Annotated in this window: 16 protein-coding genes, 4 tRNA genes and 1 riboswitch; of the genes, 13 read left to right on the top strand and 7 right to left on the bottom strand. The window is 73.7% G+C overall.

The genetic code is table 11. The annotated features are described in order from the left end of the window. Nucleotides 1-93 precede the first annotated feature (93 nt). Nucleotides 94-882, top strand: coding sequence for a bifunctional DNA primase/polymerase (locus ABH937_RS17260; RefSeq protein WP_280691084.1), 789 nt, complete (start codon nt 94-96; stop codon nt 880-882). Between the two features lie 282 nt (nt 883-1,164). On the opposite strand, the gene ABH937_RS17255 is transcribed toward ABH937_RS17260, so the two are convergent. From ABH937_RS17255 to ABH937_RS17240, 4 genes are all read right to left on the bottom strand, one after another. Then, entirely contained in the window at nt 1,165-2,148 is a 984-nt protein-coding gene (locus ABH937_RS17255) for a DUF5926 family protein (RefSeq protein ID WP_370218690.1), read from the bottom strand. A gap of 178 nt (nt 2,149-2,326) precedes the next feature. Then, nucleotides 2,327-3,004, bottom strand: a complete 678-nt coding sequence (locus ABH937_RS17250) for an ATP-binding protein (RefSeq protein ID WP_370145960.1) — start codon at nt 3,002-3,004, stop codon at nt 2,327-2,329. Nucleotides 3,005-3,256: 252 nt separating this feature from the next. Then, entirely contained in the window at nt 3,257-4,123 is an 867-nt protein-coding gene (locus ABH937_RS17245; RefSeq protein ID WP_280691080.1) for a glycerophosphodiester phosphodiesterase family protein, read from the bottom strand. A 97-nt stretch (nt 4,124-4,220) separates the two neighbouring features. Then, nucleotides 4,221-5,591 (bottom strand): cytosine permease, encoded by a 1,371-nt coding sequence (locus ABH937_RS17240; protein ID WP_280691079.1) that lies wholly within the window; start codon nt 5,589-5,591, stop codon nt 4,221-4,223. After that, nucleotides 5,586-5,732: riboswitch (TPP riboswitch) on the bottom strand. It overlaps the preceding gene by 6 nt. A 232-nt stretch (nt 5,733-5,964) precedes the next feature. Between ABH937_RS17240 and ABH937_RS17235 the strand changes: the two genes are divergently transcribed. The 6 genes from ABH937_RS17235 (at nt 5,965) to ABH937_RS17210 (ending at nt 12,014) form a co-directional block, all read left to right on the top strand. After that, nucleotides 5,965-7,731 carry a trypsin-like peptidase domain-containing protein gene (locus ABH937_RS17235; RefSeq protein ID WP_348533670.1) on the top strand — a complete coding sequence of 589 codons (1,767 nt, stop codon included), beginning with the start codon at nt 5,965-5,967 and terminating at the stop codon, nt 7,729-7,731. Nucleotides 7,732-7,793: 62 nt separating this feature from the next. Next, a tRNA-Ser gene (locus ABH937_RS17230) sits at nt 7,794-7,884 on the top strand. 92 nt (nt 7,885-7,976) lie between these two features. Continuing rightward, complete coding sequence (locus ABH937_RS17225; protein ID WP_370218689.1) at nt 7,977-8,774, top strand: hypothetical protein; 798 nt, start codon at nt 7,977-7,979, stop codon at nt 8,772-8,774. Nucleotides 8,775-8,820: 46 nt separating this feature from the next. Beyond that, a complete protein-coding gene (locus ABH937_RS17220; RefSeq protein WP_370218688.1) occupies nt 8,821-10,185 on the top strand; it encodes an FAD-binding oxidoreductase in 1,365 nt (454 codons plus the stop codon). 281 nt (nt 10,186-10,466) lie between these two features. Then, a complete protein-coding gene (locus ABH937_RS17215) occupies nt 10,467-10,796 on the top strand; it encodes a hypothetical protein (RefSeq protein ID WP_280691075.1) in 330 nt (109 codons plus the stop codon). 192 nt (nt 10,797-10,988) lie between these two features. Continuing rightward, on the top strand, nt 10,989-12,014 hold the full coding sequence (locus ABH937_RS17210) for a DUF1906 domain-containing protein (protein WP_280691074.1): 1,026 nt from the start codon (nt 10,989-10,991) through the stop codon (nt 12,012-12,014). Between the two features lie 176 nt (nt 12,015-12,190). Here ABH937_RS17210 and ABH937_RS17205 read toward each other — a convergent pair whose 3' ends face one another. Next, the gene (locus ABH937_RS17205) at nt 12,191-12,604 is read right to left on the bottom strand and encodes a nuclear transport factor 2 family protein (RefSeq protein ID WP_280691071.1); all 414 of its coding nucleotides are present in this window, start codon (nt 12,602-12,604) and stop codon (nt 12,191-12,193) included. 34 nt (nt 12,605-12,638) lie between these two features. After that, nucleotides 12,639-13,580: a zinc-binding dehydrogenase gene (locus ABH937_RS17200; RefSeq protein WP_280691070.1), complete on the bottom strand. Its 942-nt coding sequence runs from the start codon at nt 13,578-13,580 to the stop codon at nt 12,639-12,641. Nucleotides 13,581-13,744: 164 nt separating this feature from the next. Between ABH937_RS17200 and ABH937_RS17195 the strand changes: the two genes are divergently transcribed. Together ABH937_RS17195 and ABH937_RS17190 are read left to right on the top strand one after the other, a co-directional pair. Continuing rightward, nucleotides 13,745-14,731 (top strand): LysR family transcriptional regulator, encoded by a 987-nt coding sequence (locus ABH937_RS17195; protein WP_280691069.1) that lies wholly within the window; start codon nt 13,745-13,747, stop codon nt 14,729-14,731. A gap of 238 nt (nt 14,732-14,969) precedes the next feature. Then, nucleotides 14,970-16,646: a long-chain fatty acid--CoA ligase gene (locus ABH937_RS17190; RefSeq protein WP_280691068.1), complete on the top strand. Its 1,677-nt coding sequence runs from the start codon at nt 14,970-14,972 to the stop codon at nt 16,644-16,646. Nucleotides 16,647-16,704: 58 nt separating this feature from the next. Here ABH937_RS17190 and ABH937_RS17185 read toward each other — a convergent pair whose 3' ends face one another. Further along, entirely contained in the window at nt 16,705-20,046 is a 3,342-nt protein-coding gene (locus tag ABH937_RS17185; RefSeq protein WP_280691067.1) for a PAS domain-containing protein, read from the bottom strand. Nucleotides 20,047-20,247: 201 nt separating this feature from the next. Here ABH937_RS17185 and ABH937_RS17180 point away from each other — a divergent pair. The 4 genes from ABH937_RS17180 (at nt 20,248) to ABH937_RS17165 (ending at nt 23,492) form a co-directional block, all read left to right on the top strand. Continuing rightward, nucleotides 20,248-20,338: transfer RNA gene (locus ABH937_RS17180), tRNA-Ser, on the top strand. A gap of 149 nt (nt 20,339-20,487) precedes the next feature. Then, nucleotides 20,488-20,563 (top strand) — tRNA-Arg (locus tag ABH937_RS17175). 37 nt (nt 20,564-20,600) lie between these two features. Continuing rightward, nucleotides 20,601-20,676 (top strand) — tRNA-Arg (locus ABH937_RS17170). Between the two features lie 158 nt (nt 20,677-20,834). Further along, on the top strand, nt 20,835-23,492 hold the full coding sequence (locus ABH937_RS17165; RefSeq protein WP_370218687.1) for an Ig-like domain-containing protein: 2,658 nt from the start codon (nt 20,835-20,837) through the stop codon (nt 23,490-23,492). The last annotated feature ends 6 nt before the right edge of the window (nt 23,493-23,498 follow it).

Here is a 23,498-nt window from a genome sequence, read left to right as displayed (position 1 = left end):
AGCAAGTAGCCGTCGAACCAGTCGGTCGTGAGCCGGTCCGCCGGCGGTCCACCCGGTCTTGATCCACCCGGTCGCGGAGAGGAACGAGTGCCCATGCGTGACTCGCGGGAGTTGTCCAGCAGGCACCGCAGGACCCGGCAGGCGCTGCTCCAGGCGGCGCTGACCTGCGCGGAGCGGTGGCGCTGGCCGGTGGTGCCCGGCGCGGTGCTGGTCGAACGGGTCGGCGGCCTGGGGGACCTGGGCGTTCCCGGTGAGCCGGGCCCGGGCGAACCGGTGGCGGGTGAGCCGATGGTGATCTGCTCCTGCGGTGACGCGCGCTGCGCGGTGCCCGCCGCGCACCCGCACGACCAGTCCCTGCTGGCGGCCACCACCGATGCCCGGATGGTGCGTTGGTGGTGGGAGCGGCACAGCCCGCAGGCGCCGGTGATCGTGGCGACCGGCGGGGCGGTGGCGGCGGTCAGCCTGCCGGCGGTGGCGGGCGGGCGGCTGCTGGAGTACCTGGCGGCGCTGCGGCTGCCCACCGGCCCGGTGCTGGCCGGCCCGACCCGTTGGGCGCTGCTCGTCGCGCCGTACTCCTACCCGGAGTTGGCGGAGCTGTTGGTGGACCAGGAGCGGACCCTGTGCTCGGGCGGGGCGCCCGGCGAGGTGCCGAGCTCGGTGCGCTACCACGGGCCCGGCGGCTTCCTGGTGCTGCCGCCCTCGCGGGTCGGCGACGGGGGCACCCCCGGCCGAAGGCTGCGGGAGGGCGCCGGGGTGCGCTGGGTGCGGCGACCGGTACCGGGGCCGGGCGGCGGGGTGTGGCTGCCGCCGGTGGCGAGCCTGCTGGAGGCGCTGGTGGCGGCGGGATCCGCGGCACCGGACGGGAGTCGACTGGCCTACTGACGGCCCACTCGAAGACCTGCTGAGACCCTGTTGGGGCCCTGTTGAGACCCTGTTGAGATCCACTGACAGGCCGTCGGGAACGACACGACGGCCGATATGGAAGATCCGGCCGCTGGCGACGGGGGATGCACCAGCGGCCGGACTGTTTTAGACAGTAACAAGGATTCGCGCCGCCGCCAATTTCCTGACGCGACCCGACCCCGATAATCGGCACTTCCGAGGGTGAATGTGACTGGAGTCACATTCATGTGATCAGAAGCGATCACAATACGCCATGTCCGGTCAGTTCAGGGTGACCTGACGACTCACCAGATTGGCGCGGGCCCGGCGCTCGTCCGCCGTCAGGGGCGCGGTGACGCTCAGCGCGCCGGTCAGCCGCTCGGCGAAGGCCGCGGCCGGCTTCTCGCAGTCGGCCGCCGACATCGCCACCGGCAGGTCCCAGACCGGCACGGTCAGCCCGTGCGCGCGGAACGAGCCGACCAGCCGGGTGCCCTCACCGATCGAGGCCTCGCCGGTGGCGGAGAGCCGGGCCAGCGCGTCCAGCAGCTGCTCCTCGGGCACGGTCATCACCCAGCGCAGGTGGTTCTTGTCCGGCGTGCCGCACCAGTAGGCGCTGTCCACGCTGCCCAGCTTCTCGGTCGGGATCGCCGAGGCGTTGGCCCGCTCCAGCGAGGCGGCGACCTCGCCGGTGGCGGCCTCGGCGTCCTCCAGCCAGAACTCGAAGCCGGTGTGCACGGCCGGGACGAACGGCGCGGTGGGGTCGAGCAGGTCCTGCAGCCGCGGGCCCTCGGCGGCGGCCCGGCGGGTCGGCACCGGGTTGCCCGGCTCGGTGACCAGAGCCTCGGTCAGCGCGTCCGCCAGGTCGCGGCTCAGGTCGCCGGAGGAGGACTGGGTCTGCAGCCCGAGCAGGATCGAGCCGTCCGGACGGCGCAGGGCCGGCCAGGCCAGCGGCAGCACGGTGGCCAGGGTGACCGACGGGACCTCGCCCGACGCGCCGTCGGTCACGCCGGCGGCCAGCGTCAGCGGCACCGTGGCGGCGGGCACCAGCTCGCGCAGCGCCACCCAGTCGGCCTCACCCGGCAGTCCCTCGAACGGGCGGTGCACCAGCTCCTGGACGGCGTGCGCGGCCTGCCGGCCGTGGCAGGCCTTGTAGCGGCGGCCCGAGCCGCACGGGCAGTCCTCGCGGGCGCCGACGGCGGGGACGGTGCCGCCCGGCGCGGCGGTGCGGCTCGGCTGGGACGACTTCTTGGCGGCCTTCTTGGCCATGGTGCGGCTCTCCCGGGAGTGATGGGCACTGTTCTCCGGGGCAGCCTACTGAGATTTCCGGCCCGGCCCGCCGCGGCGCCGGGCCGGTGACGGCAGGCGCGCGTGCGCTCGCGCGCGGAGCACGGAGCACGGACAGGCAGCGCGTGACGAGCCTGCCCGGCGGGTTCCGCCCCGGGTGTCAGGCCGAACGGCGGGCCGGCTCGTCGTCCCAGGCCGCCAGCGCGGCCCAGACCGTCACCTCGCCCGGCGCGTCCCGCACGCCCCACTCCACGGCCAGCTGCCCGACGATGCTCAGGCCGCGCCCGCCCTTGGCGGTGAGCGAGGGGCTGGCCGGCAGCGGCCTGGTGCTGGCGCCGCCGTCCGTGACCTCCAGGGTCAGCAGGCCGTCGCCGTGCACGTGCCAGCGCACCAGCACCCCGCCGGGCTGCTCGGCCGGTCCGGCCGCCTCGCGCACCTCGTGCGCCGGGGCCTGGCGCCGGTGGGCACCGGCGCCGACCAGCAGCGCGTCGAGCGCGGCGGCTTCCTCGACCGCGATGTCGACCTCGATCTCCACCTCGACGTCGGCCGTCCCGGCGGTGGAGTCCGTCCGGTCCGCCGGCTTCGCCGAATCGGTGGGATGCAGCGGGAATTCCTCGGTCGCCCCCCCGGCGAGTTCCAGCAAAGGCGCGAGCGGCCGCGCATAGCGGCAGGAATTGCTGAGCAGTTCGGAAAGGATCAGAACCGCGTCATCGATGACCGTATCGGGCACCTCGCGCGCACCCAGATCACGCCGCAGCCGGCGCCGTGCGGCCCCCACACTGGCTGGGCCGTGCGGCACCGCCATGGTCGATGAAGTCGGCACTTCACGCGCCACCATCAACGCCACCCCCGGACCTCCTTCAGCGTTTGCCGAGGGATGGATGCCCCGAGGTAATGCGCCGGAAACGGGTTGACTCGCTCGTGGTCCGTCAATTGTGAAGTCGCCGATGGTGCCGCAACGCGCTGTGCGCAAAAGGTGATTAACTGCTTACGCTGCGTCAATCGAGGGAGTGGATTCCGTCCGCCGGGGCCCACCACGTCACCCGGTTTCGCGCCCGCGTACGCCAACTCGGCCACCCCGCGCGGGCGGTCAGCGGCCCAGCTGGCTCAGCACGTCCCGGGGCCGGTTGGTGATGATCGCCGACACTCCGAGCTCCAGGCAGAGCGCGACGTCCTCGGGGCGGTCCACCGTCCAGACGTGCACCCGGTGCCCGGCGGCGCGCAGCCTGGTGACCAGTTCCGGCCTGCGGCGGACCAGTTCGATGCCGGGGCCGGCGATCACCGCGCCGGCCGGCAGGCCCGCGCCCGGCCACGCCCGCAGCAGCGCCGGGTGCTCGAAGAGGTACACCCGGGGGAACTCCGGCGCAGCCGTCCGCAGCCGCCCGAGCGCCAGTCCGGAGAAGCTCATCAGCCGCGCGTGCGGCCGGTCGGGGTCGCCCTCGCCGCCCATCGCCCCGCTGATCCCGAACCGGCGCAGCATCCGCACCAGCTCGGCCTCCACCGCGCCCCGGTAGCGCACCGGGTGCTTGGTCTCGATCGCCAGGTCCACCCGCCGGCCGCAGTCGGCGACCAGCTCGAGCAGGCTCTCCAGGGTCAGCACCGACCGCCGCTCGGGGTCCGCCGCCGCGCCGCTCGCGCTCCCGTCCGCCGTCGCGTCGGCGTCCGGCTTCCAGGAGCCGAAGTCGTACGCCTGGAGCTGCGCCAGAGTGCGGGTGGAGACCACCTTGCTGCCGCCGTCCGAGACCCGCGCGATGGTCCGGTCGTGCACGCAGACCAGCTGCCGGTCCCGGGTCAGCCGCACGTCGCACTCGACCGCGTCGGCCCCCTCGGCCAGCGCCCGCCGGTACGCCGCCAGGGTGTGCTCGGGCAGTGCGGCGGAGGAGCCGCGGTGGGCGACCACCTGGACCGCCGGCGCGGTGTGGGCGGGGTCGGCGGTCCAGAGATCGGGAGTCGTCACAGGCTCACCCTAGAACGAGCCGGTGACGCGGACGCGACGACCGCCCGAACACCGGGTTCCGCAGGTCAGCCGGGTCGGGCGGCACGGCTCGACCCGGTCAGGCGGCACGGCTCAGCCGGGTCAGGCCCAGCGTCGCCAGCCCGGCCACCAGGAAGGAGAAGAGCGAGGCCGAGGTCCACTCCTGCGGGGTGAAGTGCAGCCAGCCCTGCAGGTCCGTCCAGAAGTGCGTCCACTTCCCCGCGTTCTGGGTCGGGGCCAGGAACTGGTAGGTGCAGAAGCCCAGCGCCCAGGGCAGCAGCATCAGCGGCCGGGCCGGCGCCTGCTGGGAGAGGTCCCAGCCGTGCCGTCCGCGCCCGAGGAAGTAGTCGGCGGCCAGCACCGCCAGCAGCGGCACGAAGACCGAGCCGATCAGCCCGAGGAAGGCGTAGTACGCGTTGGTGTACGAGGTGATCTGCAGCGCCAGCACCGTCACCAGCACGCCGAGCCCGCCGGTCAGCAGCCGCCGGTCGACCCGCGGGAACAGGTTGTGCACCGACATCGCGGTCGAGTAGACGTTGGCGAACGACTGGTCCGCCTCGCGCAGCACCAGGACCAGCAGGAAGGCCCAGCCGGCCGTCACCCCGGTGAAGGAGTTCAGCAGGTTGTCGGCGTTGCCGTGCGACTGGAGCAGCGCGATCAGGCCGAGCGCGTAGCACCAGACCTGGGCGATGGTGTAGCCCGAGAAGGTCCCCAGGAAGGCGGCGCGCCCGGTGCGCGAGTGCCGGGTGTAGTCGGCGGCCAGCGGCACGAACGAGATCGAGACCGCGATGATCGCGTCGGTCGCACTGAGGAAGCCGGTCCAGTTGCCGGCCCCCGGGTTCGGCCAGCCCTGCCGGCCCAACTGCACGGTGAAGTAGACCATCGCGACGCCCACCGCGATCGCCACGTACTTGCGCAGCGCGGTGATCGAGCCGAGCGGCCAGATGGTCAGCACGGTGGTCAGCGCCCCGGCCAGCACCACGAAGAGCCAGCGCCAGCCCTGGGTGCCGGCCACCGTCTGGGCGCCGCTGGAGATCACGATCAGCTCGTAGACGCCCCAGCCCACGCACTGCAGGATGTTCAGCACGGTCGGCAGGTACGACAGCCGGGTGCCGAAGAGCCCGCGCAGCACGGCCATGGCCGGTGCGCCGGTCCGAGCGCCGATCAGCGAGGCCACGCTCAGCATCGCGGTGCCGATCACGGTGCCGGCCACGATCGCGGTCATCGCCGCGGTGAACGAGAGCTCGCTGCCGGGCTGCCCGAGCACCGTGGCGGCGCTGGTGAACCCGATCAGGCTGATCCCCAGGTTCGCCCAGAGCGCGAACTGGTCCTTGAAGCCGAGGGTGCGCGGCGGCGCGGTGTCCAGCACCAGCGGCGCCTCGGCGCGGCCGCCGTCCGCGGGCCGATCGAGCAGAGCGGTCGAAGCAGGGGAAGGCGAATCAGCCGTCATGGCACAGACTCCCTACGCCGGCATTACCCGGACAGGTTCCGGCGGTCTGCGCTCCCTCGGCCGCACCGGCGTCATCGCCATGGCGTACGGTCGACCAGCGCACTCTCAGCCTGGTGGGTCCAAGCTCCCGCGTGTCGATGTTAAGAAGCGACAGGGTAGCCCGGGGCTCGGCTCACGCCAAGGCGGGACAGCGCACCGTCCGGATCGCGGGACGCCGTCGGGGAGGCCGTCCGGGTGTCGCGAGTAGGGCGAACGGGGGCTGTTCGGTCTGTCTAAGGATTCTTACCAGTTCTTCAGGCGGCCCCTTACGGCAACCAGATCGGGCATAGGAAAAACTAGGGGCCAACGTCCCTGTCAGCTATGGAGGTCGTCCGTGAGCACCGAGCACGAGAGTGGTTCCACCGGTCCGCAGGGGGAGCAGCTCTCCACCGGGCACGGCGAGCCGGGGGGGACTTCGACGGTCGGTGACACTCCGACAGCGAGCGAGCCGACGGCGCAGCTTCCCGTGGTGAGCGACAGCGCGAGCGAGCCCGCGGGCCGCCAGCCGGTGGCGCCGGCCCAGCCGACCCTGGCGCTGCACAAGGTGCCCGCGCCGGAGGAGGCCCCCGCGGCCGCACCCGCCGCCGAGCCCACCGTCATCGACGCGCCGCCGGCCCCGTCCTACCTGGACGCGCCGCCGCCGGTGCTCTCGACCCCCGCGGTCGAGCCGCCCCGCAACCCGTACGCGGCCCCGGCCGCCCCGCCCGTCGCCCCCCTCACCGCTCCCGTGGCGGGCGCAGCGCCGATCACCCCCGGCGGGCCGGCCGCCGCCCCGCAGGGCGAGCCGCACCCGTTCGGTACCGGCACCCCGCACGGCGACAGCTGGTCGGCCCCCCAGCAGGGCTACCCCGCAGGTCCGGACTACACCGCAGGTCAGGACTACTCGGGCGGTGCCGGCTACCCGGGTGGCCCCGGCTACCCCGGCGAGTACCCCGGCGGCTTCGCGCCGGCGCCCGCGCCGCGCAAGAAGGGCAAGGGCAGCCTGGTCGCGCTGATCGCCGCCGTCGCCCTGGTGGCGGGCATCGCGGGCGGCGTGACCGGTGCCGCGCTCAAGGGCGGCAACTCGGGTTCGGCCGTCACCAGCGGCAACAGCCGCAACAGCACCACGACCACCACCGCCGACAACACCGCCGCGATCAACCGGGCCCCCGACTCGGTGGCCGGCATCGCGAACGCGGCGCTGCCGAGCACCGTCACCATCAAGGCCGAGGGCAGCACCGAGTCCGGTACCGGCACCGGGTTCATCTTCGACACCCAGGGCCACATCCTGACCAACAACCACGTGGTCGCCCCGGCGGCCAACGGTGGCAAGCTGACCGTCAAGTTCTCGGACGGCAACAGCTACCCGGCCTCGGTGGTCGGCAAGGCCTCGGGCTACGACCTCGCGGTGATCAAGCTGGACGCCCAGCCGAGCGAGAAGCTGACCCCGCTCCCGCTGGGCGACTCCGACAAGGTCGCGGTCGGCGACGCGGCGATCGCCATCGGCGCGCCGTACGACCTGGAGAGCACCGTCACCTCCGGCATCATCAGCGCCAAGAACCGCCCGGTCGCCTCCGGCGACCAGGCCAGCACCCAGACCTCCTACATGAACGCGCTGCAGACCGACGCCTCGATCAACCCGGGCAACTCCGGCGGCCCGCTGCTCAACGCGAGCGGCCAGGTGGTCGGGATCGACTCGGCGATCCAGTCCAACTCCAGCGGCAGCGGTCAGGCCGGCAGCATCGGACTGGGCTTCGCGATCCCGATCAACCAGGCCAAGCGGGTGGCCCAGATGCTGATCACCACCGGCACCCCGGTCTACGCGACCCTCGGCGTGCTGCGCAACGACGACTACAGCGGCGACGGCGCGCAGATCATGACCTCCCCGGTCCAGGGCACCGCACCGGTCACCGCGGGCGGCCCGGCCGACCAGGCCGGCCTCAAGCCCGGCGACGTGATCACCAAGCTCGGCGGCGAGATCATCGACAACGGCCCGGCCCTGGTCAGCGCCATCTGGACGCACGCCCCCGGCGACAAGGTCGACGTCGACTACACCCGCAACGGCACTCCCGGCCACACCACCGTCACCCTGGGCAGCCGCTCCGGCGACCAGAACTCCTGACCCACCCGCACCACGAACCGGTGCACCGAACCCTCGTGGACCCGTTAGGCTGACCTCCGCTTGGAGAACTGCCCGAGCGGCCTAAGGGAACAGTCTTGAAAACTGTCGTGCGGTGACCCCGCACCGTGGGTTCGAATCCCACGTTCTCCGCCACGGACCGGCCCCTGACCAGCGAAAGCGGTCGGGGGCCGAGGTCTTTCCAGATCTTCAGCTGGTCTTCAGCTTGGCCTGGCAGGGTAGGGCGCATGACGACTGCTCAACTGCGGCCGAGCGAGCCGGTCGCCACCGCCGGGCGCCTGCTGAGCAAGGTGCCCGAGGTCACGGCGCTGTTCTGGGTCACCAAGGTGCTCACCACCGGCATGGGCGAGGACGCTTCGGACTACCTGGTCCGCACGCTGAATCCGATCCCGGCCGTCGGGCTGGGCGGGGTGCTGCTGCTGGCGGCGCTGGCCGTGCAGTTCCGGGCGAAGCGGTACGTCCCGTGGGTGTACTGGCTGGCGGTCACCATGGTGAGCGTCTTCGGGACGATGGCGGCCGATGTGCTGCACGTCGGGTTCGGGGTGCCGTACCTCGTCTCGGCGCCCGGCTTCCTGGTCGCGCTGCTGGTGATCTTCGCCTGGTGGCGCAAGAGCGAGGGGACGCTGTCGATCCACAGCGTGCGCACGCCCAAGCGCGAGTTCTTCTACTGGGCGGCCGTGCTGGCCACCTTCGCGCTGGGCACGGCGGTGGGTGACCTGACGGCCTCCACCGGCGGGTTCGGCTACTTCTCCTCCGGCGTGGTCTTCGCCGTCGCGATCACGCTGCCCGCGCTGGCGCACTGGAAGCTGCGGCTCAACGCGGTGCTCGCCTTCTGGCTCGCCTACATCCTGACCCGGCCGCTGGGCGCCTCGTTCGCCGACTGGATGGGCGCCGACCGCAGCCACCACGGTCTGGGCTGGGGCTTCGGACCGGTGAGCCTGGTGCTCACCGCGCTGATCGCGGTGCTGGTGGGTGTGCTGACGGTGCAGGGACGGCAGAGCGGGCGCCGGCGCCACGCCGGCTGACGGTACGTCACACTGGCCTCCTCCGAGGACGAGGAGAGGGCCAGTGATGAGCGAGCTGATGGACCGCCTGCGGGCGGGGCTGCCCGAGGCGGCGGTGGTCGTCGATCCGGCGGTGACCGCCGCCTACCGGCATGACATGGCCGGCTTCTGCGAGGCCGGCGAGCCGGCCGTGCTGGTCTTCCCGAGCACGGTCGAACAGGTCCAGCACGTCCTGCGCACCGCGACCGAGCTGCGCGTCCCGGTGGTCCCGCAGGGGGCCAGGACGGGGTTGTCCGGCGGGGCGAACGCGGTGGCGGGCTGCATCCTGCTGTCGCTGCTGAAGATGGACCGGATCCTGGAGCTGGACCCGGTCGACCGGATCGCGGTGGTCGAGCCCGGGGTGGTCAACGCCGCGCTCTCCCGGGCCGCCGAGGAGCTCGGCCTGGCCTACCCGCCGGACCCGTCCAGCTGGGAGTCCTGCACCATCGGCGGCAACATCGGCACCGGCGCGGGCGGCCTGTGCTGCGTCAAGTACGGGGTGACCAGCGAGTACGTGCTCGGTCTCGACGTGGTGCTGGCCGACGGCCGGCTGCTGCGCACCGGGCGGCGCACCGCCAAGGGCGTGGCCGGCTACGACCTGACCCGGCTCTTCGTCGGGTCGGAGGGCACCCTGGGCGTGGTGGTCGGCGCGGTGCTGGCGCTCAAGCCCGCGCCCGCGCCGCAGTTGGCGCTGGTGGCGGAGTTCGGCGGCGCGACGGCGGCCTGCGCGGCGGTCAACGCGATCACCCAGGCCGGCTTCACGCCCTCGCTGATGGAGCTGATGGACGCGGTGGTGGTCAGGGCGGTCAACAGTTACGGGCGGATGGGGCTGCCGGAGCACACCGAGGCGCTGCTGCTGGTGGCCTTCGACGGTCCGGAACGGACCCGGGAGCTGACGGCGGTCGCCGAGCTGTGCCGGGCCGCGGGGGCCACCGAGGTGGTGCCGGCCGAGGACCAGGCCGAGTCGGAACTGCTGCTGCAGGCCCGGCGCCTGGCGCTGACCGCGATGGACACCCTGGGCACCACGATGGTGGACGACGTGGCGGTGCCGCGTTCCCGGATGGCCGAGATGCTGACCGGCGTGGCCGAGATCGGCGAGCGCTGCGGGCTGACCATCGGCGTCTGCTGCCACGCGGGCGACGGCAACACCCACCCGATCGTCGCCTTCGACGCGAAGGATCCGGACCAGGTGGCCCGGGCCATGGAGTCCTTCGAGGCGATCATGGCGCTCGGTCTGGAGCTGGGCGGCACGATCACCGGCGAGCACGGGGTCGGACTGCTCAAGCGGGAATGGCTGGTACGGGAGCTGGGGCCGGTCGGACTTGAGCTGCAAAAGCAGATGAAAGGATTGTTTGACCCGCTGGGAATCCTCAATCCGGGCAAGCTGTTCTGAGCCATTCCGGGGTGGCGCGGGTGGGGTGGCGCGGCCTGCCGCCGTGCTGGGACCAGGCTGGTCACGGGTGGCCTTGGCCGAAGAACGGCCTATGGATATCGGCATTTCGGGGCCGCGGGTTTAGCGTTCCGACTTCACGCGATCGAGCTAATTGTCGAGTGGGGGCTGGCGGATCGGCGGGTGGCCGCTGAATGCTGATCTCGGCGTCGCAGCCCGCAGGAGTTCGTCTGGCCGCGAACTCCCGCAGCAATCAGTCCACTTCCGGATTTCTGGAGGATTCCATGGCACGCAACCGCACCGCTCGGGTGATCGTCGCACTGGCCGCCGCTCCGCTCGCCGCAGGCCTGCTGCTGGCCGGCGCCGGAGCGGCCTTCGCCGACAACGTGGGCGGGGCCAACGACGGGTCCAACAGCAGCGTCGTGTCCAACGTGGGCAGCGGCAACATCTTCGGCTCCGTCGACGGCAACTACAACGCCACCCAGCAGACGGCGACCGGCAGCGGCGCCTCCAACCAGAACAACACCGTTGGGGTGAAGGACAACTCGGGCTGGGTCTACGCGGACCAGTCGAACAAGGACGTCAAGATCGACTTCGCGCCGATCATCAAGTGAGTCGGTGACGGGCGGCGGAAAGGGTCACCGCGCCCCGAGCCGGTGGGCGGTGTCGGCAACGGCACCGCCCACCGGCATGTCCGGCGTCGGCCCGGTCCGGCGCTGCGCCGCCCGGGTGATCCTGGAGCGCGCGGGCGGCGCGTCCGCCCCCGGATCGCCCGACGAGCCGTCAGGCGCGGCCAGTATCGAGGGATGGTCCGCTACCTGCGTTCGGCGGCGCTGTCGGCCGCCGCCCTCGTTCTGCTGCTGGCCACCGACGGAAGTGCGGTGCGGGGCTTCCCGCTCGCGTACGCCGAGACGGCCAGCCGGACCCCGGCGTCGGGGCACCCGGGATCCCCAGGGCACCCGGGACACCCAGCACACCCGGGACACTCCGCGCATCCGGCGTCCAACGCCCCCGTGCCGCCGCCGGATTCAGCCCCGGACGCCCCGTCAGCTCCAGCCGCCCCGGCCGCGCCGCCGACCGTGCTGCCGGATCCAGGTGCGGCCGCGCTGGCCGCCGGCCCGCAGACCGTCTTCACCGGCAGCGCCTTCGACACCTGCACCGCCCCGTCGCTGGACGCCATGCGCGCCTGGCGCGGCGCCTCCCCGTACGGCGCGGTCGGCGTCTACACCAGCGGCCGGCAGCGCGGCTGCACCCAGCCCCGGCTGACCGCCGACTGGGTGCGCCAGGTCCGGACGCTGGGCTGGCGGCTGATCCCGACCCACGTCGGACGGCAGGCGCCGTGCAACGACACCCCGAACAAGCCCCAGCGGATCGACCCGGCGCAGGCCGTCGACCAGGGCCGGCAGGAGGCGGCCGAGGCGGTCCACGGCGCCCAGCGGATCGGCATCGGCCCCGGCAGCCCGGTCTACCTGGACATGGAGGACTACCGCGGCGGCGACCCGGGCTGCGCGAAGGCGGTGGTGGACTTCACCCTCGGCTGGACCCAGGCGCTGCACAACGCCGGCTACTTCGCGGGGTTCTACTCCAATCTCGACAGCGGCGTCGCCGACCTGGCCGCCGCCGCCCGGGCCGGCGCCGCCCCGCTGCCCGACGCTGTCTGGTACGCCCGCTGGGACAGCCGCACCAGCCTGGACGGCGGCGGCGTCCTGACGGACGACCAGTGGTCGGCGCACCGTCGGGCCCACCAGCTGCGCGGCGAGGTCACCGAGTCCTACGGTGGCCTCAAACTCACGCTCGACCGCGACCAGTTGGACGCCCTGGTGGCCCGCTAGGGCCTGTACGGCGGATCTTTCCGGGCCCGCGACGCCGGGCATCCCGGCTGGACGCACGCCCGAATCGCCCAAGTACGTCCAGTACGAGGACGACTCGGGCGCACGCCCAGCCGGGCGCCCAACGCCGCGGGCTCATCCGAAAAGATCCGCCGTACAGGCCCTAGGCCGCACGTCACTCACGCGTCTGGGAAGAGCACCTTGGCGACGTGCTGGGTGTCCGCGTACTCGCGCACCGTCGCGATCCGGCCCGCGCGGACGGTGAACACCCCCAGACACTGGTTGTCGTACCGCGCACCGGCCACCGTCACTCCCTCGGAGCGCCACTCGGCGACCACCTGGTCGCCGTCCGCCAGCACGTTCGTCAGGGTCACCGTCGGCGCCCCGTCCGGGGCGAAGAGCGCGCCCGCGCCGACCAGGAAGTCGTTGACGATCGCATCGCGGCCGGTCCACACCCGGGTCAGCGGGACGTCGCCGGGGTAGCACCAGGTGGCGTCCTCGGTGAAGCTGTCCACGATGGTCGCCAGGTCTCCCGCGGCGACGGCGTTGACGTAGCGGACCACCACGGCCTTCGGGGTGAGTTCCTCGCTCATGACTCTTCCTCTCCCAATGCTCGTGAATTGCACGTCAGTTGACGGTCAGTACGGCGTTGCCGCGGATCCGCCGCCCGCGCAGCTCGGCCAGCACCTCGCCGGTCCGCGTCCAGTCCCGGACCGTGCCGATTTCCGGGTGCAGCCGCCCGTCGGCGGTCAGGCGTACCAGGGTGGCCAGGTCGGGCCCGTCCGGCCCGTCCACGTCGGCGTAGCTGAACTGCCGGATGGTGGCGCTGACCGGCCCGTTCAGGATGGCGAAGAAGTCCAGCGTCACCGGCTGCCGGCTGGCCTGCCCGAACCAGAGCAGCAGCCCGCGCGGCGCCAGCCGGTCCAGTGCGAGCGGCAGGTCGGCGCCGCCGGTGGACTCCAGCACCAGGTCGAACGGCCCCTCGGCCTGCTCGACCTGCCGCACCACCTCGGCCGCGCCCAGCTCGCCCAGCCGCCCGCCGCGCTCCGCCGAGGCACTGACGGCGGTCACCCGCGCGCCGGCCGCGGCGGCGAGTTCGGTGACGTAGTGCCCGACCCCGCCGGAGGCGCCGGTGAGCAGGATCCGCCGGCCCGCCAGGTGTCCGGTGTGCCGGGCGGCGGTGCGCAGCAGGCGCAGCGCGGTCAGCCCGGCCAGCGGGAGCGCGGCGGCCTGGGCGGTGCTCAGCCGATCGGGGATCGGGGCCAGCGCGGTGGTCGGCACCGCGACGTACTCGGCCCAGCCGAGGGCCGGCGGGTGGGCCACCACGCGGCGCCCCACCGGCGGCCCGGAGCCGTCCGGCGCGGCCTGGACCACCAGCCCGGCCACGTCCTTGCCGGGCCGCCAGCCGGCCGGCGGGCGCTCCAGCACGAAGGTCTCGCCGCGGTTCACCGAGTACGCCTCGACCTTGACCAGCGCCTGGTCGGGCCGCTGCACCGGCTCCTCGACCTCGGCCAGGCGCACGGTGGGGCCGAGCTCGTGCGGTGTGCCGGTGGGCACGAACGCCTTCATCCGCCTGCTCCTTCTCGAGTTCTCGAGTTCTCCGACTGCTCCGAAGCTCCGTGCTGCCGTGCTGCCGTGCTGCCGTGCTCACAGCCAACCGCCGCCGCCCGGGGCCGGGCCAACAACCCGCCCGAGGCCCCGACAACCGACGGTTGTCGGTCAAGATGAGGGGCATGGACCTCGACCTCGCCCAGGTGCGCGCCTTCGTCGCGACCACCGAGCACCGCCACTTCCGGCACGCCGCCGAGGAGCTGTCGATCACTCAGCAGGCGCTCTCCAAGCGGATCGCGCGACTGGAGGAGGCGCTGGGGGAGCGGCTGCTGGAGCGGGACGGGCGGGGCGGACGCGGGGTGGAGCTGACGGCGGCGGGCGAGCGCTTCCTGGAGCCGGCCCGCGCACTGCTGTCGGCCGGGGAGGCGGCTGTGACGGCCGTGCGCGGGACGGTCCGGCCGCTGCGGCTGGACGTCTGGGGGCACCTGTTCGCACCGCTGCGGACGGTGCGTCAGGTGCTCGACGCGCAAACGCCGTCGGCCGTCGAGATCGGGCACGGACGCGACCTGCCCTCGGTGGCCGGTGCGTTGCTGCGCGGGGAGGTGGACGCCGGGTTCGGCCGCTACCACGCGCTGGGGGACCGGCGGGACCAGGAGCTGGCGCACCGCCTGGTCCGGCTCGAACCGGTGGACGTGATCCTCGGGCCCGGCCACCCGCTGGCCGGAGCCGACGCGCTGCGGCCGGCCGAACTGCGCGGCGGGCGGCTGCTGCTGCCGGCCGCGCTGGAGCGGTTGGACTTCCTGCAGCGGTTCGCCGAGCGCTTCGAGCTGGGCGCGGCGCTGGTGCCGGAGGCCAACCTCGGCGCCGAGCACTTCCTGGCCCAGCTGCGGGAGCACCCGGACGCTTTCGCCCTGCTCCCGGCCGACGTCCCGCTGCCCGAGGGGACGACCCCGGCGGGGCTGCGCGCCGTGCCGCTGGTCGACCCGACCCCGCTCTACGCCTGGTCGCTCAGCTGGCCGCGCCACGCCGCCCACCCGGCCGTCGCCGCCCTGCTGCGCGGCTTCGCCGAGGTCGGGCGCCGCAACCGCTGGCTGGAGTACCGCCCGGAGCGGGACTGGCTCCCGGAGGCGGAGCGGGCGGAGCTGACCGACCTGACCGACCTGCGCTGAGCCTGCCGGCCGCATGATCGACTGGCACCCGCCGACCTGCGCGGTGCCGCCGAGTCCGGGCCGGATCCGGCCCCGAGCCACCCCGCGACCAGCGGCTTTTGAGCCGATCGTCTCATTCGCCCCGGAGCTACTGACATCCGCTTCCGCCAGGGCCAGAATCGGCAGCGGGCCACCCCTGCTACCTGCCGGTAGCCGGCGCGGTGGCCGAAGGCAGGCAGCCCGGTCAAGGAGGACCCGCGTGTTCAGCACCATGCAGGACGTACCGCTCACCGTCGCCCGCATCCTGGGGCACGGCGCGACCATCCACGGGCGCTCCACCGTGACCACCTGGACCGAGAACGGCCCCGAGGTGCGCAGCTTCGCCGAGGTCGGCGCCCGCGCCGCGCAACTCGCCTACGCCCTGCGCGACGAGTTGGACGCCACGCCCGACACCGTCATCGGGACCTTGATGTGGAACAACGCCGACCACCTGGAGGCCTACCTCGCGGTGCCGGCCATGGGTTCGGTGCTGCACACCCTCAACCTGCGCCTGCCGGCTGCGCAGTTGGCATTCATCATCGACCACGCGGCCGACCACGCGATCATCGTCAACGGCAGCGTGCTCCCGCTGCTGGCCGCCGTGCTGCCGCGGTTGGCGCCGACCCTCAAGCACATCGTGGTCAGCGGCCCGGGCGACCGCTCGCTGCTGGCCGGCTTCGCCGGCACCGTGCACGACTACGAGGAACTGCTGGCCGGCCGCCCCACCGACTACCCGTGGCAGGAGGAGCTGGACGAGCGCCGCCCGGCGATGATCTGCTACACCTCCGGCACCACGGGCGACCCCAAGGGCGTGGTCTACAGCCACCGTTCGCTCTACCTGCACTGCCTGCAGGTCAACTCGGCCGCCACCTTCGCCCTCACCCAGCAGGACATCGCGCTGCCCGTGGTCCCGATGTTCCACGTCGGCGCCTGGGGCATCCCGCACGCCGCCTTCATGTCCGGCGCGAGCCTGCTGATGCCCGACCGCTTCCTGCAGCCGCAGCCGCTGGCCACCATGATCGAGCGGATCCGACCCACCGTCAGCGCGGCCGTGCCGACCATCTGGAACGGATTGCTGGACGAGCTCGATCACCCGACGGACCGTCAGCAGTCCTACGACACCTCCTCGTTGCGCCAGGTGGTGATCGGCGGCTCGGCCTGCCCGCCCGCGCTGATGCGCGGCTTCGAGGAGCGCCACGGTATCCGGGTGGTGCACGCCTGGGGCATGACCGAGACCTCCCCGCTGGGCACCTTCGGCCTGCCCCCGGCCGGCCTGACCGAGGACGAGGAGTGGGCCTACCGGATCACCCAGGGCGTCTTCCCGGCCTCGGTCCAGGCCCGGCTGACCGGCCCGGGCGGCGAGCGGGTGCCGCACGACGGCGTCTCGGCCGGTGAGCTGGAGGTGCGCGGCCCGTGGATCGCCGGCGCCTACTACGGCGGCCCGGACCGCGAACCCGAGCGCCCCGAGGACAAGTTCACCGAGGACGGCTGGCTGCGCACCGGCGACGTGGGCACCATCACCCCCGACGGCTTCCTCACCCTCACCGACCGGGCCAAGGACGTGATCAAGTCCGGCGGCGAGTGGATCTCCTCGGTCGAGCTGGAGAACCACCTGATGGCTCACCCGGAGATCGCCGAGGCCGCGGTGGTCGCCGTTCCCGACGAGAAGTGGGGCGAGCGGCCGCTGGCCACCGTGGTGCTGCGCCCCGGCGCCACCGTCGACCTGCGCGGCCTGCGGACCTTCCTGGCCGGGCGGATCGCCTCCTGGCAGCTGCCCGAGCGCTGGGCGCTGGTGCCCGCGGTGCCGAAGACCTCGGTCGGCAAGTTCGACAAGAAGGTGATCCGCGCCTCCTACGCCGCGAAGGAGCTGGACGTCACGGTGCTCGGCAAGGAGTGACGCCGCGTCGGCGCCGGACCCCGCGACGGGGCCCGGCGCCGACCCGTCAGCCGACCTGTCAGCCGGCCGCAGTCACCTCGCCGAGCGAGCCGATCCGTCCCAGCAGGTCCACGATCCGCGCCTGCACGTCGGCGCTGGTGGAACGCTCGGCCAGGAAGAGCACGGTCTCGCCGGTGCGCAGCCGCGGCAGCTCGGCGGGGTCGAGGTCGACCGAGGTGTAGACGACCAGCGGGGTGCGGTGCAGGCGGTCGTTGGCGCGCAGCCAGTCGAGCAGGCCCATCCGGCGGCGGCGGATCTGCAGCAGGTCCATCACCACCAGGTTGGGCTGCACGCTGCTCGCCTTGGAGACGGCGTCGTTCTCCGAGACGGCGTGCTCGACGTGCATGCCGCGCCGCTCCAGGCTGCTGGTCAGTGCGGCGGCGATGTCCGGGTCGCTCTCCACCAGCAGCACCCGGGCGGCGTGGTTCTCACTGTCCCTGGGCGCCAGCGCCCGCAGCAGCACGGCCGGGTCGGCCCCGTACGCGGCGTCCCTGGTGGCCTGGCCGAGACCGGCGGTGACCAGCACCGGCACCCGGCTGTTGAGCGCGGCGGTGCGCAGCGACTGCAGCGCGGTACGGGTGATCGGGCCGGTCAGCGGGTCGACGAAGAGGGCCGCCGGGTACGCGGCGACCTGGGCGTCCACCTCCTCGCGGGAGCGGACTATCACCGGGCGGTAGCCGCGGTCCTGGAGCGCCTGCTTGGTCGACGGGTCCGGCTCCGGCCAGACCAGCAGCCGGCGCGGGCGGCCGTCGGCGGCCGGGTTGACCATCGTCGGGTAGTCCGGGTACTCGGGCACCCGTGGCGTGGCGTCGGCGGTGGCGGCGACCGGATCGTCCTCGCCGGAGAGCCGGGGCAGCCCGCTGTCGCTGTCGCCGGGGCCTGACGGCGTGCCGGTCGCGGCCGGGGCCAGCTCGGCGATCGGGCGCGGCGGCGTGCGCGGCTCGCCGGGGCCGGGCACGTGCGGGGGGCTCGGGACGGCGATGGCCGGCGTCGGGAACGCGGCCGGGAAGGCGCTGGCGAACCCGGCCGGGCGCGGCGGCGCCAGCTCGCCCAGCCCGCTGCCCACCGGCACCTGCTGCGGCAGCGGCGGGGTGCTCTGCGGCGGCACGGCGGGCAGCGACGGCGCCGGCTCGGGCAGCGCGAGCGCGCTGGACGGGCCGGCGGACGGCGCGTCGGGCGCGGGCCGGGCCGCTTCCAGTGCGGGCTGGGCCTGCTCCAAGGCAGGCTGTGCCGCGCCAGGGATGCCGAGCCGGCGGCGCCGCCCGGTGGGCTGCTGCTGTTCGGGAGCCGCGGCGGCCTCGACGATCGCCGGCTCGCTCGGCACGGGCGGCAGCGCGTGCTCGAGACCCGGGTAGAGCGGGGTGCCGGGCCCCGGCACCCCGGGCAGCGCGAGCGCCGCGGCCGGCGGCTCGGGCTCGGTCGGCTGTGCGGGCAGCGCCCGCCGCCGCCGGGCCGACTGGGTCGGCTGCTGTTCGGTGGGGTTCGGGCCGGGGCCGAGCGCGATCGGACCGCGCCCCGCCGATTCGCTCGGGCCGCTGGAACCGTCCGGGCCGCTGGGACCGTCCGGGCCGCTGGGACCGGGGCCAAGGGCGAGCGGTCCACGCTCGGCACGGCTGCCGGCCGCGCCACCGACCGCTGCCGGGGCGCCCTCGGTCGAGCCGGTCTCGCCGTCCGACCTGTCCGCCCCGTTCGCCCCGTTCGTCGCCGGGCTCTCGGCCGGCGCGGTGGGTCCGCCCGCCAGGCCCGGCAGATCGGGCAGCACCGCCGTGTCGGTCTCCCGGGGCACCAGCCGCCCGCCGTTCGCCGCCGCCCGGGCGGCCGCGGCCTTGGCCGTCGCCGGGTCCAGCGGCAGCTCCACCACATAGGTGGTGCCCGCGTGATTGGGCAGCTCGTGCGGCTGGAGCACGCCGCCGTGGCGCTCCACCAGGCCGCGCGCGATCGGCACGTGCACCCGGCTGCCGCCCCGCCCGGGGCCGCGCACCTCGATCCGGGCCACCTCGCCGCGCTGCGCCGCCGCCAGCACCACCGTCGGCGGCTGGCCGCCGCCGGTGCCGGGGCCGCCGGTCAGCTCGGCGCCGCTCACATCGGCCACCAGGTGGGCGAGTGCCTGGGCGAGCTTCTCGTGGTCGGCGTTCACCTCGACGGGGGCGGCGTGCACCGAGAAGCGCAGCCGGCCCGGGCCGACCAGCTGCCCGGCGAACTCCACCGCCCGCGCGACCAGCTTGTCCAGCGAGGTCTGCGTGCGGTCGAGCGCGTCGCCGCCCTCGCGTCCCTCCGCGCCGGCGGCCGGTTCGTGCTCGTGGCGCTGGTGCGCCAGTACGCCGTCGATCAGCAGGCCGAACCGCCGGCAGTCGTCGGCGAGCGCGCGCAGCGTCCAGTTGGCCTCCGGCCACAACTGTCCGGCCGGGTCGCCGGCCAGCGTGTCGATCCGCTGCCGCAGCGCCTCCAGGGCGCCGCTGACCTCGGTCTCCAGCACGGCGGTCAGGTGCTCGGCGCGGGCGGTCAGGGCCAGCTCCCTGGTCCGGTCGGTGAAGGTCATCACCGCGCCGACCAGCTGGTCGCCGTCGCGCACCGGAGCCGTCGTCAGGTCGACGGTGACCGCTCTGCCGTCCTTGCGCCACAGCGTGGCCCCGCGCACCCGGTGCTTGCGGCCCGAGGTGAGGGTGTCGAGCAGCGCGGACTCCTCGGCGGCCAGCGGCGTGCCGTCCGCGCGGGAGTGCTGGACCAGCGGGTGCAGCTCGCGCCCGCCCAGCTCGCTGGCCCGGAAGTCCAGGATGTGCGCGGCCGCCGGATTGACCAGGACGACCCGGCCTTCCAGGTCGACGCCGAGCACGCCCTCGGCCGCCGCCCGCAGGATCATCTCGGTCTGCTTGTGCTGGCGGCGCAGCTCCGCCTCGACGCCGAGCCGGCTGGTGAGGTCGCGGACCAGGAGCAGCAGCAGGTCGCCCGCGTTCGAGCCGCGTGCGCCGCCGTCCCGGTAGGAGTCATAGGAGGTGTGAGAGGAGAACGCGTAGCCGCGGCCCTCGCTGCCGTGCTCGTCGGCGAAGTCGTTGCCGGAGACCTCGACCGGGAAGGTGCTGCCGTCGGTGCGCCGTGCGGTCATCCGGACCGGCTTGTCGACCTCGTCACGGTCACGGGGCGCGGGACGCATCGAGCCGGGAATCCGGCTCGGGTCGAACTCGGGCAGCAGGTCGAGCACGCCCATCCCCACCAGCGAGGTGCCGGGGGTCTGCATGCTGCGGACGGCGGCCTGGTTGGCGTCCACCACCGTGCCGTTGCTGTTGACCAACAGCAGTGCGTCGGGCAGTGCGTCGAGTATCGCGGCGAGGCGAGCAGCGCCTCGGATCGGCCTGCTGCTCACGTCGACAGGTCTCCTCACGACTTACGACTTGCGGTTCGCGCTCGCGGACCGGGCTGCCTCCGGGGGTTGGAGTATCCCATTGTTTTTGCCGAGAGGACGACCCGCCTAGTAACGTAAGCGGTGGTTGGTGCCGGAGCCCCGAGCTGTGGCATCATCGCATGCACGCGGTCCGCACCGGAGACGGTGATGGGCCGAGTGGATGGAGGCTTCGCCTAGTCCGGTCTATGGCGCCGCACTGCTAATGCGGTTTGGGTCTTAAAGCCCATCGAGGGTTCAAATCCCTCAGCCTCCGCCCGATGAGAGCCCCGCCGACCTCGGTCGGCGGGGCTCTCGCCATCGGTGGCACCGGTCGACCTGCCCGGAACTTATCGATTTCACCCCAGGTCGACGGTCATGTAATGTTGTCCCCGCACCGCCCCGGAGGCCAAGTCACCAGGGCGAGCGCTCATAGCTCAACGGATAGAGCACTTGACTACGGATCAAGAGGTTGCAGGTTCGAATCCTGCTGAGCGCACCAACCCACCGCTCGCGGTCGCCTTTTCGGGGCCGTCCGAGCGCTCATAGCTCAACGGATAGAGCACTTGACTACGGATCAAGAGGTTGCAGGTTCGAATCCTGCTGAGCGCACCACCTGTCGAAGGCCCCTCAGTCGAGGGGCCTTCGGCGTTTCCGGCTCCGGCCCGGCGGGCCCGTCCGGGTGATTCGCAGGCTGTTCGATCGGGTGGCGTGCGTGACGGACCGTTAGATCGTGATTCCTTCTTGTCACATCGTGTGCACAGGAGGGTCTCATGCCCGCGGGAACCACCCGTCGAACGGTCGTGGTCGCGGCGGCGCTGGCCGTCGGGCTCACGGTCGGCTGGCTTCCATCCGTCTCGCAGGCGCAGCAGTCGCCGGACGCGTGGTCGGACAATCAGCGAGCGGTGCTGCGCTCCGGGCTCGACGTCGACCTCGACTTCGCCGCCGTCCCCGGGATCACCGCCCGACCCGCGCCCGGCACGCTGGACGCCACCGGTGCGGCCGGCTACGTCGACGGGGTCCGCCCCGGGGCGCCCGCCGAGACCTTCCAGCTCGGCGAGGACCGCCCGCAGGTGGACGGCAGCTGGCGCACCCTGGGCACCCTGCGGCTCAGCTTCTCCCGCCCGGTCCGCAACCCCCGGCTGCACGTCAGCGGCCTGGCCGGAGCGGCGGACGGCCCCGGCGGCCGGGTCAGCTCGGCCGTCCGACTGAGCGTCACCGGCGGCAGCCCGGGCGGTCCGGCGCTCACCACCCGCTCGCCCTGGCGGGGCTGGACGGCGGACGGCGGCACGCTCACCCCGAGCAGCACCGACGGCTCGGGCGACGCGACCGCGGACCCGGCCGGCAGCCTCGAACTCGACGGCACCTTCGACACCGCGACCTTCCGGGTCGAGCGGCGGGACACCGCGGCGCCCGGCACCACCACCGCACCCCCGGCGCTGCGGCAGGCGTTCACCGTCACGCTGGACGAGACGCTGGGCAGCGCGCCGCTCGGGTACGGGAACGCCTCGCACGTGATCTCCGACCTCTTCCTCGGCAGCGACGCGGGCAGCGCGGTGCCGACCGCCGGACTCGGCCACCGGGGCAGCGGGCCGCAGCCCGCGCCGCCGGAACTCCAGCCGGGCCGGGTCGAGCACACCGCCAACGACCCGACCCTGGTGTTCCCGGCGACCGCCGCGATCGGCGGCTACTACGACGTCACCGTGCCGATCAACCCGGGCCAGAGCGCTGCGACGCTGGCGGGCTGGATCGATTTCGACCGCGACGGCCGCTTCGAGCCGACCGAGCGGGCCCAGGTCGATGTCCCGCCCGGGGCGAGCAGCGCGACGTTGGAGTGGATCGTGCCGCCGAGCGTCGCCGCCGGCGACACCTGGGCGCGGCTGCGGATCGCCCGCGACCCCGCCCAGGTGGTCGCGGCCGATGGTTTCGCGGACGCCGGTGAGGTGGAGGACCAGGCGATCCGGCTCGGCGTCGGCGCGGCCGAACCGGAGTTCACCAGCCCCGTGTCGGGCACCGAGATCGGCGAAGCGCGGCCGCAGTTCGCCGGCGACAACGGCGTGCCGGGCGCGATCGTGGCGGTTCAGGAAGGCACGGTGACCCTCTGTCAGGCCACGGTGGCGCGGGACGGCAGCTGGAGCTGCCGGCCCGAGGCGGCGCTCACCCAGGGCGAGCACACGGTACGGCCGGCCGAGACCACCAGCGGGGGCGTGGCGCAGGCCGGGGAACCGGTCCGGATCACGGTCAGCACGACGCCGCCGGTCGTGCCGGTCCTCACGCTGCCCGAGTACACCAACGACCCCGGGCTGCTGCTCACCGGCACGGGCGGACCCGGGAGCACGGTCTCGGTGACGGACGGGGGCGGCAGTGGCAGCGGCAACGAGCTGTGCCGGACGGCGGTGAAGGCGGACCGGTCCTGGTCCTGCCTGCCGGTCGAGGAACTGGCCGAGGGGCCGCACGTGCTGACCGCGACCGCCGTGGACGAGGCGGGCAACCACGCGGTCGGGCGCCCCACCACGCTGGTGGTGGACACCGTGCCGCCCGCGAAGCCGGTGCTCACGGTGCCCGGGCCCGGTGAGGAACTGCGCGTGCTGCGCCCGCGCCTGGCGGGCAAGGGCGAGCCTGGAACCACGGTGACGGTGGTGGCCGGCGGGGACGGGGCGCTGTGCGCGGCGGTCGCGGCGGTGGACGGCAGCTGGCGGTGCAACGCGATGCGGGACCTGGCGGCGGGGGAGCAGCTGCTGACCCCGACGGCGACCGACCGGGCCGGCAACACCACGGCGGGCGACCCGGTGCGGGTGCGCGTGGTGGCGGGGGGCGCCAGTGCGAGTGTGCCGCCGACGTCGACGCCGAGCCCGACTCCAAGCCCGAGCCCGAGCCCGACTCCGAGCCCGAGCCCGAGCCCGACTCCGAGCCCGACTCCGAGCCCGACCCCGACTCCGACTCCGAGCCAGACTCCGACTTCGAGTCCGAGTTCGAGCGCACGCCCCAGCCCGAGCGGCAGCCCGAGTCCGAGTGTCGGCATGGGTCTGAGCCCGGGTGCCAGTGCGAGCGCCCGCCCGAGTGCCGGCGCGAGCGCCACCCCAAGGCCGAGCGCGACCCTCCGCCCGAGCGTCAGCAGCAGCCCGAGCGTGAGCCGCAGCCCGGGTGCTGGTGCCGGCGCGATCTCGAGCAGCAGCGTGCCCAGCGCCGCACCGACACCCTCCCCGTCCACCTCCACCTCCACCTCACCTTCCCCAGCGCTGGTGGCCCCGCCGGCTTCCCCCTCCGTCCTTCTGCTCGGGCCGCCGCCGGTGGCGGACAGCTTCCCGCTGCACCGGAGCACGCTCGGAGGCTGGCGGGCGGCGAGTTGTGGGGTGCTGCTGATCCTCACGGGGCTGACCTTGATCACCAGGCGGCTCCTCGCCCGTGGTCCGGGTGCTCGACGCCGCTGAGTCGGG

The sequence above is a fragment of the Kitasatospora sp. GAS1066B genome, assembly GCF_041262605.1.
Taxonomy (GTDB): Bacteria; Actinomycetota; Actinomycetes; order Streptomycetales; family Streptomycetaceae; genus Kitasatospora.
Note: the sequence above shows the minus strand (reverse complement) of the source record. Positions and strands in the feature narration are given on the sequence as shown.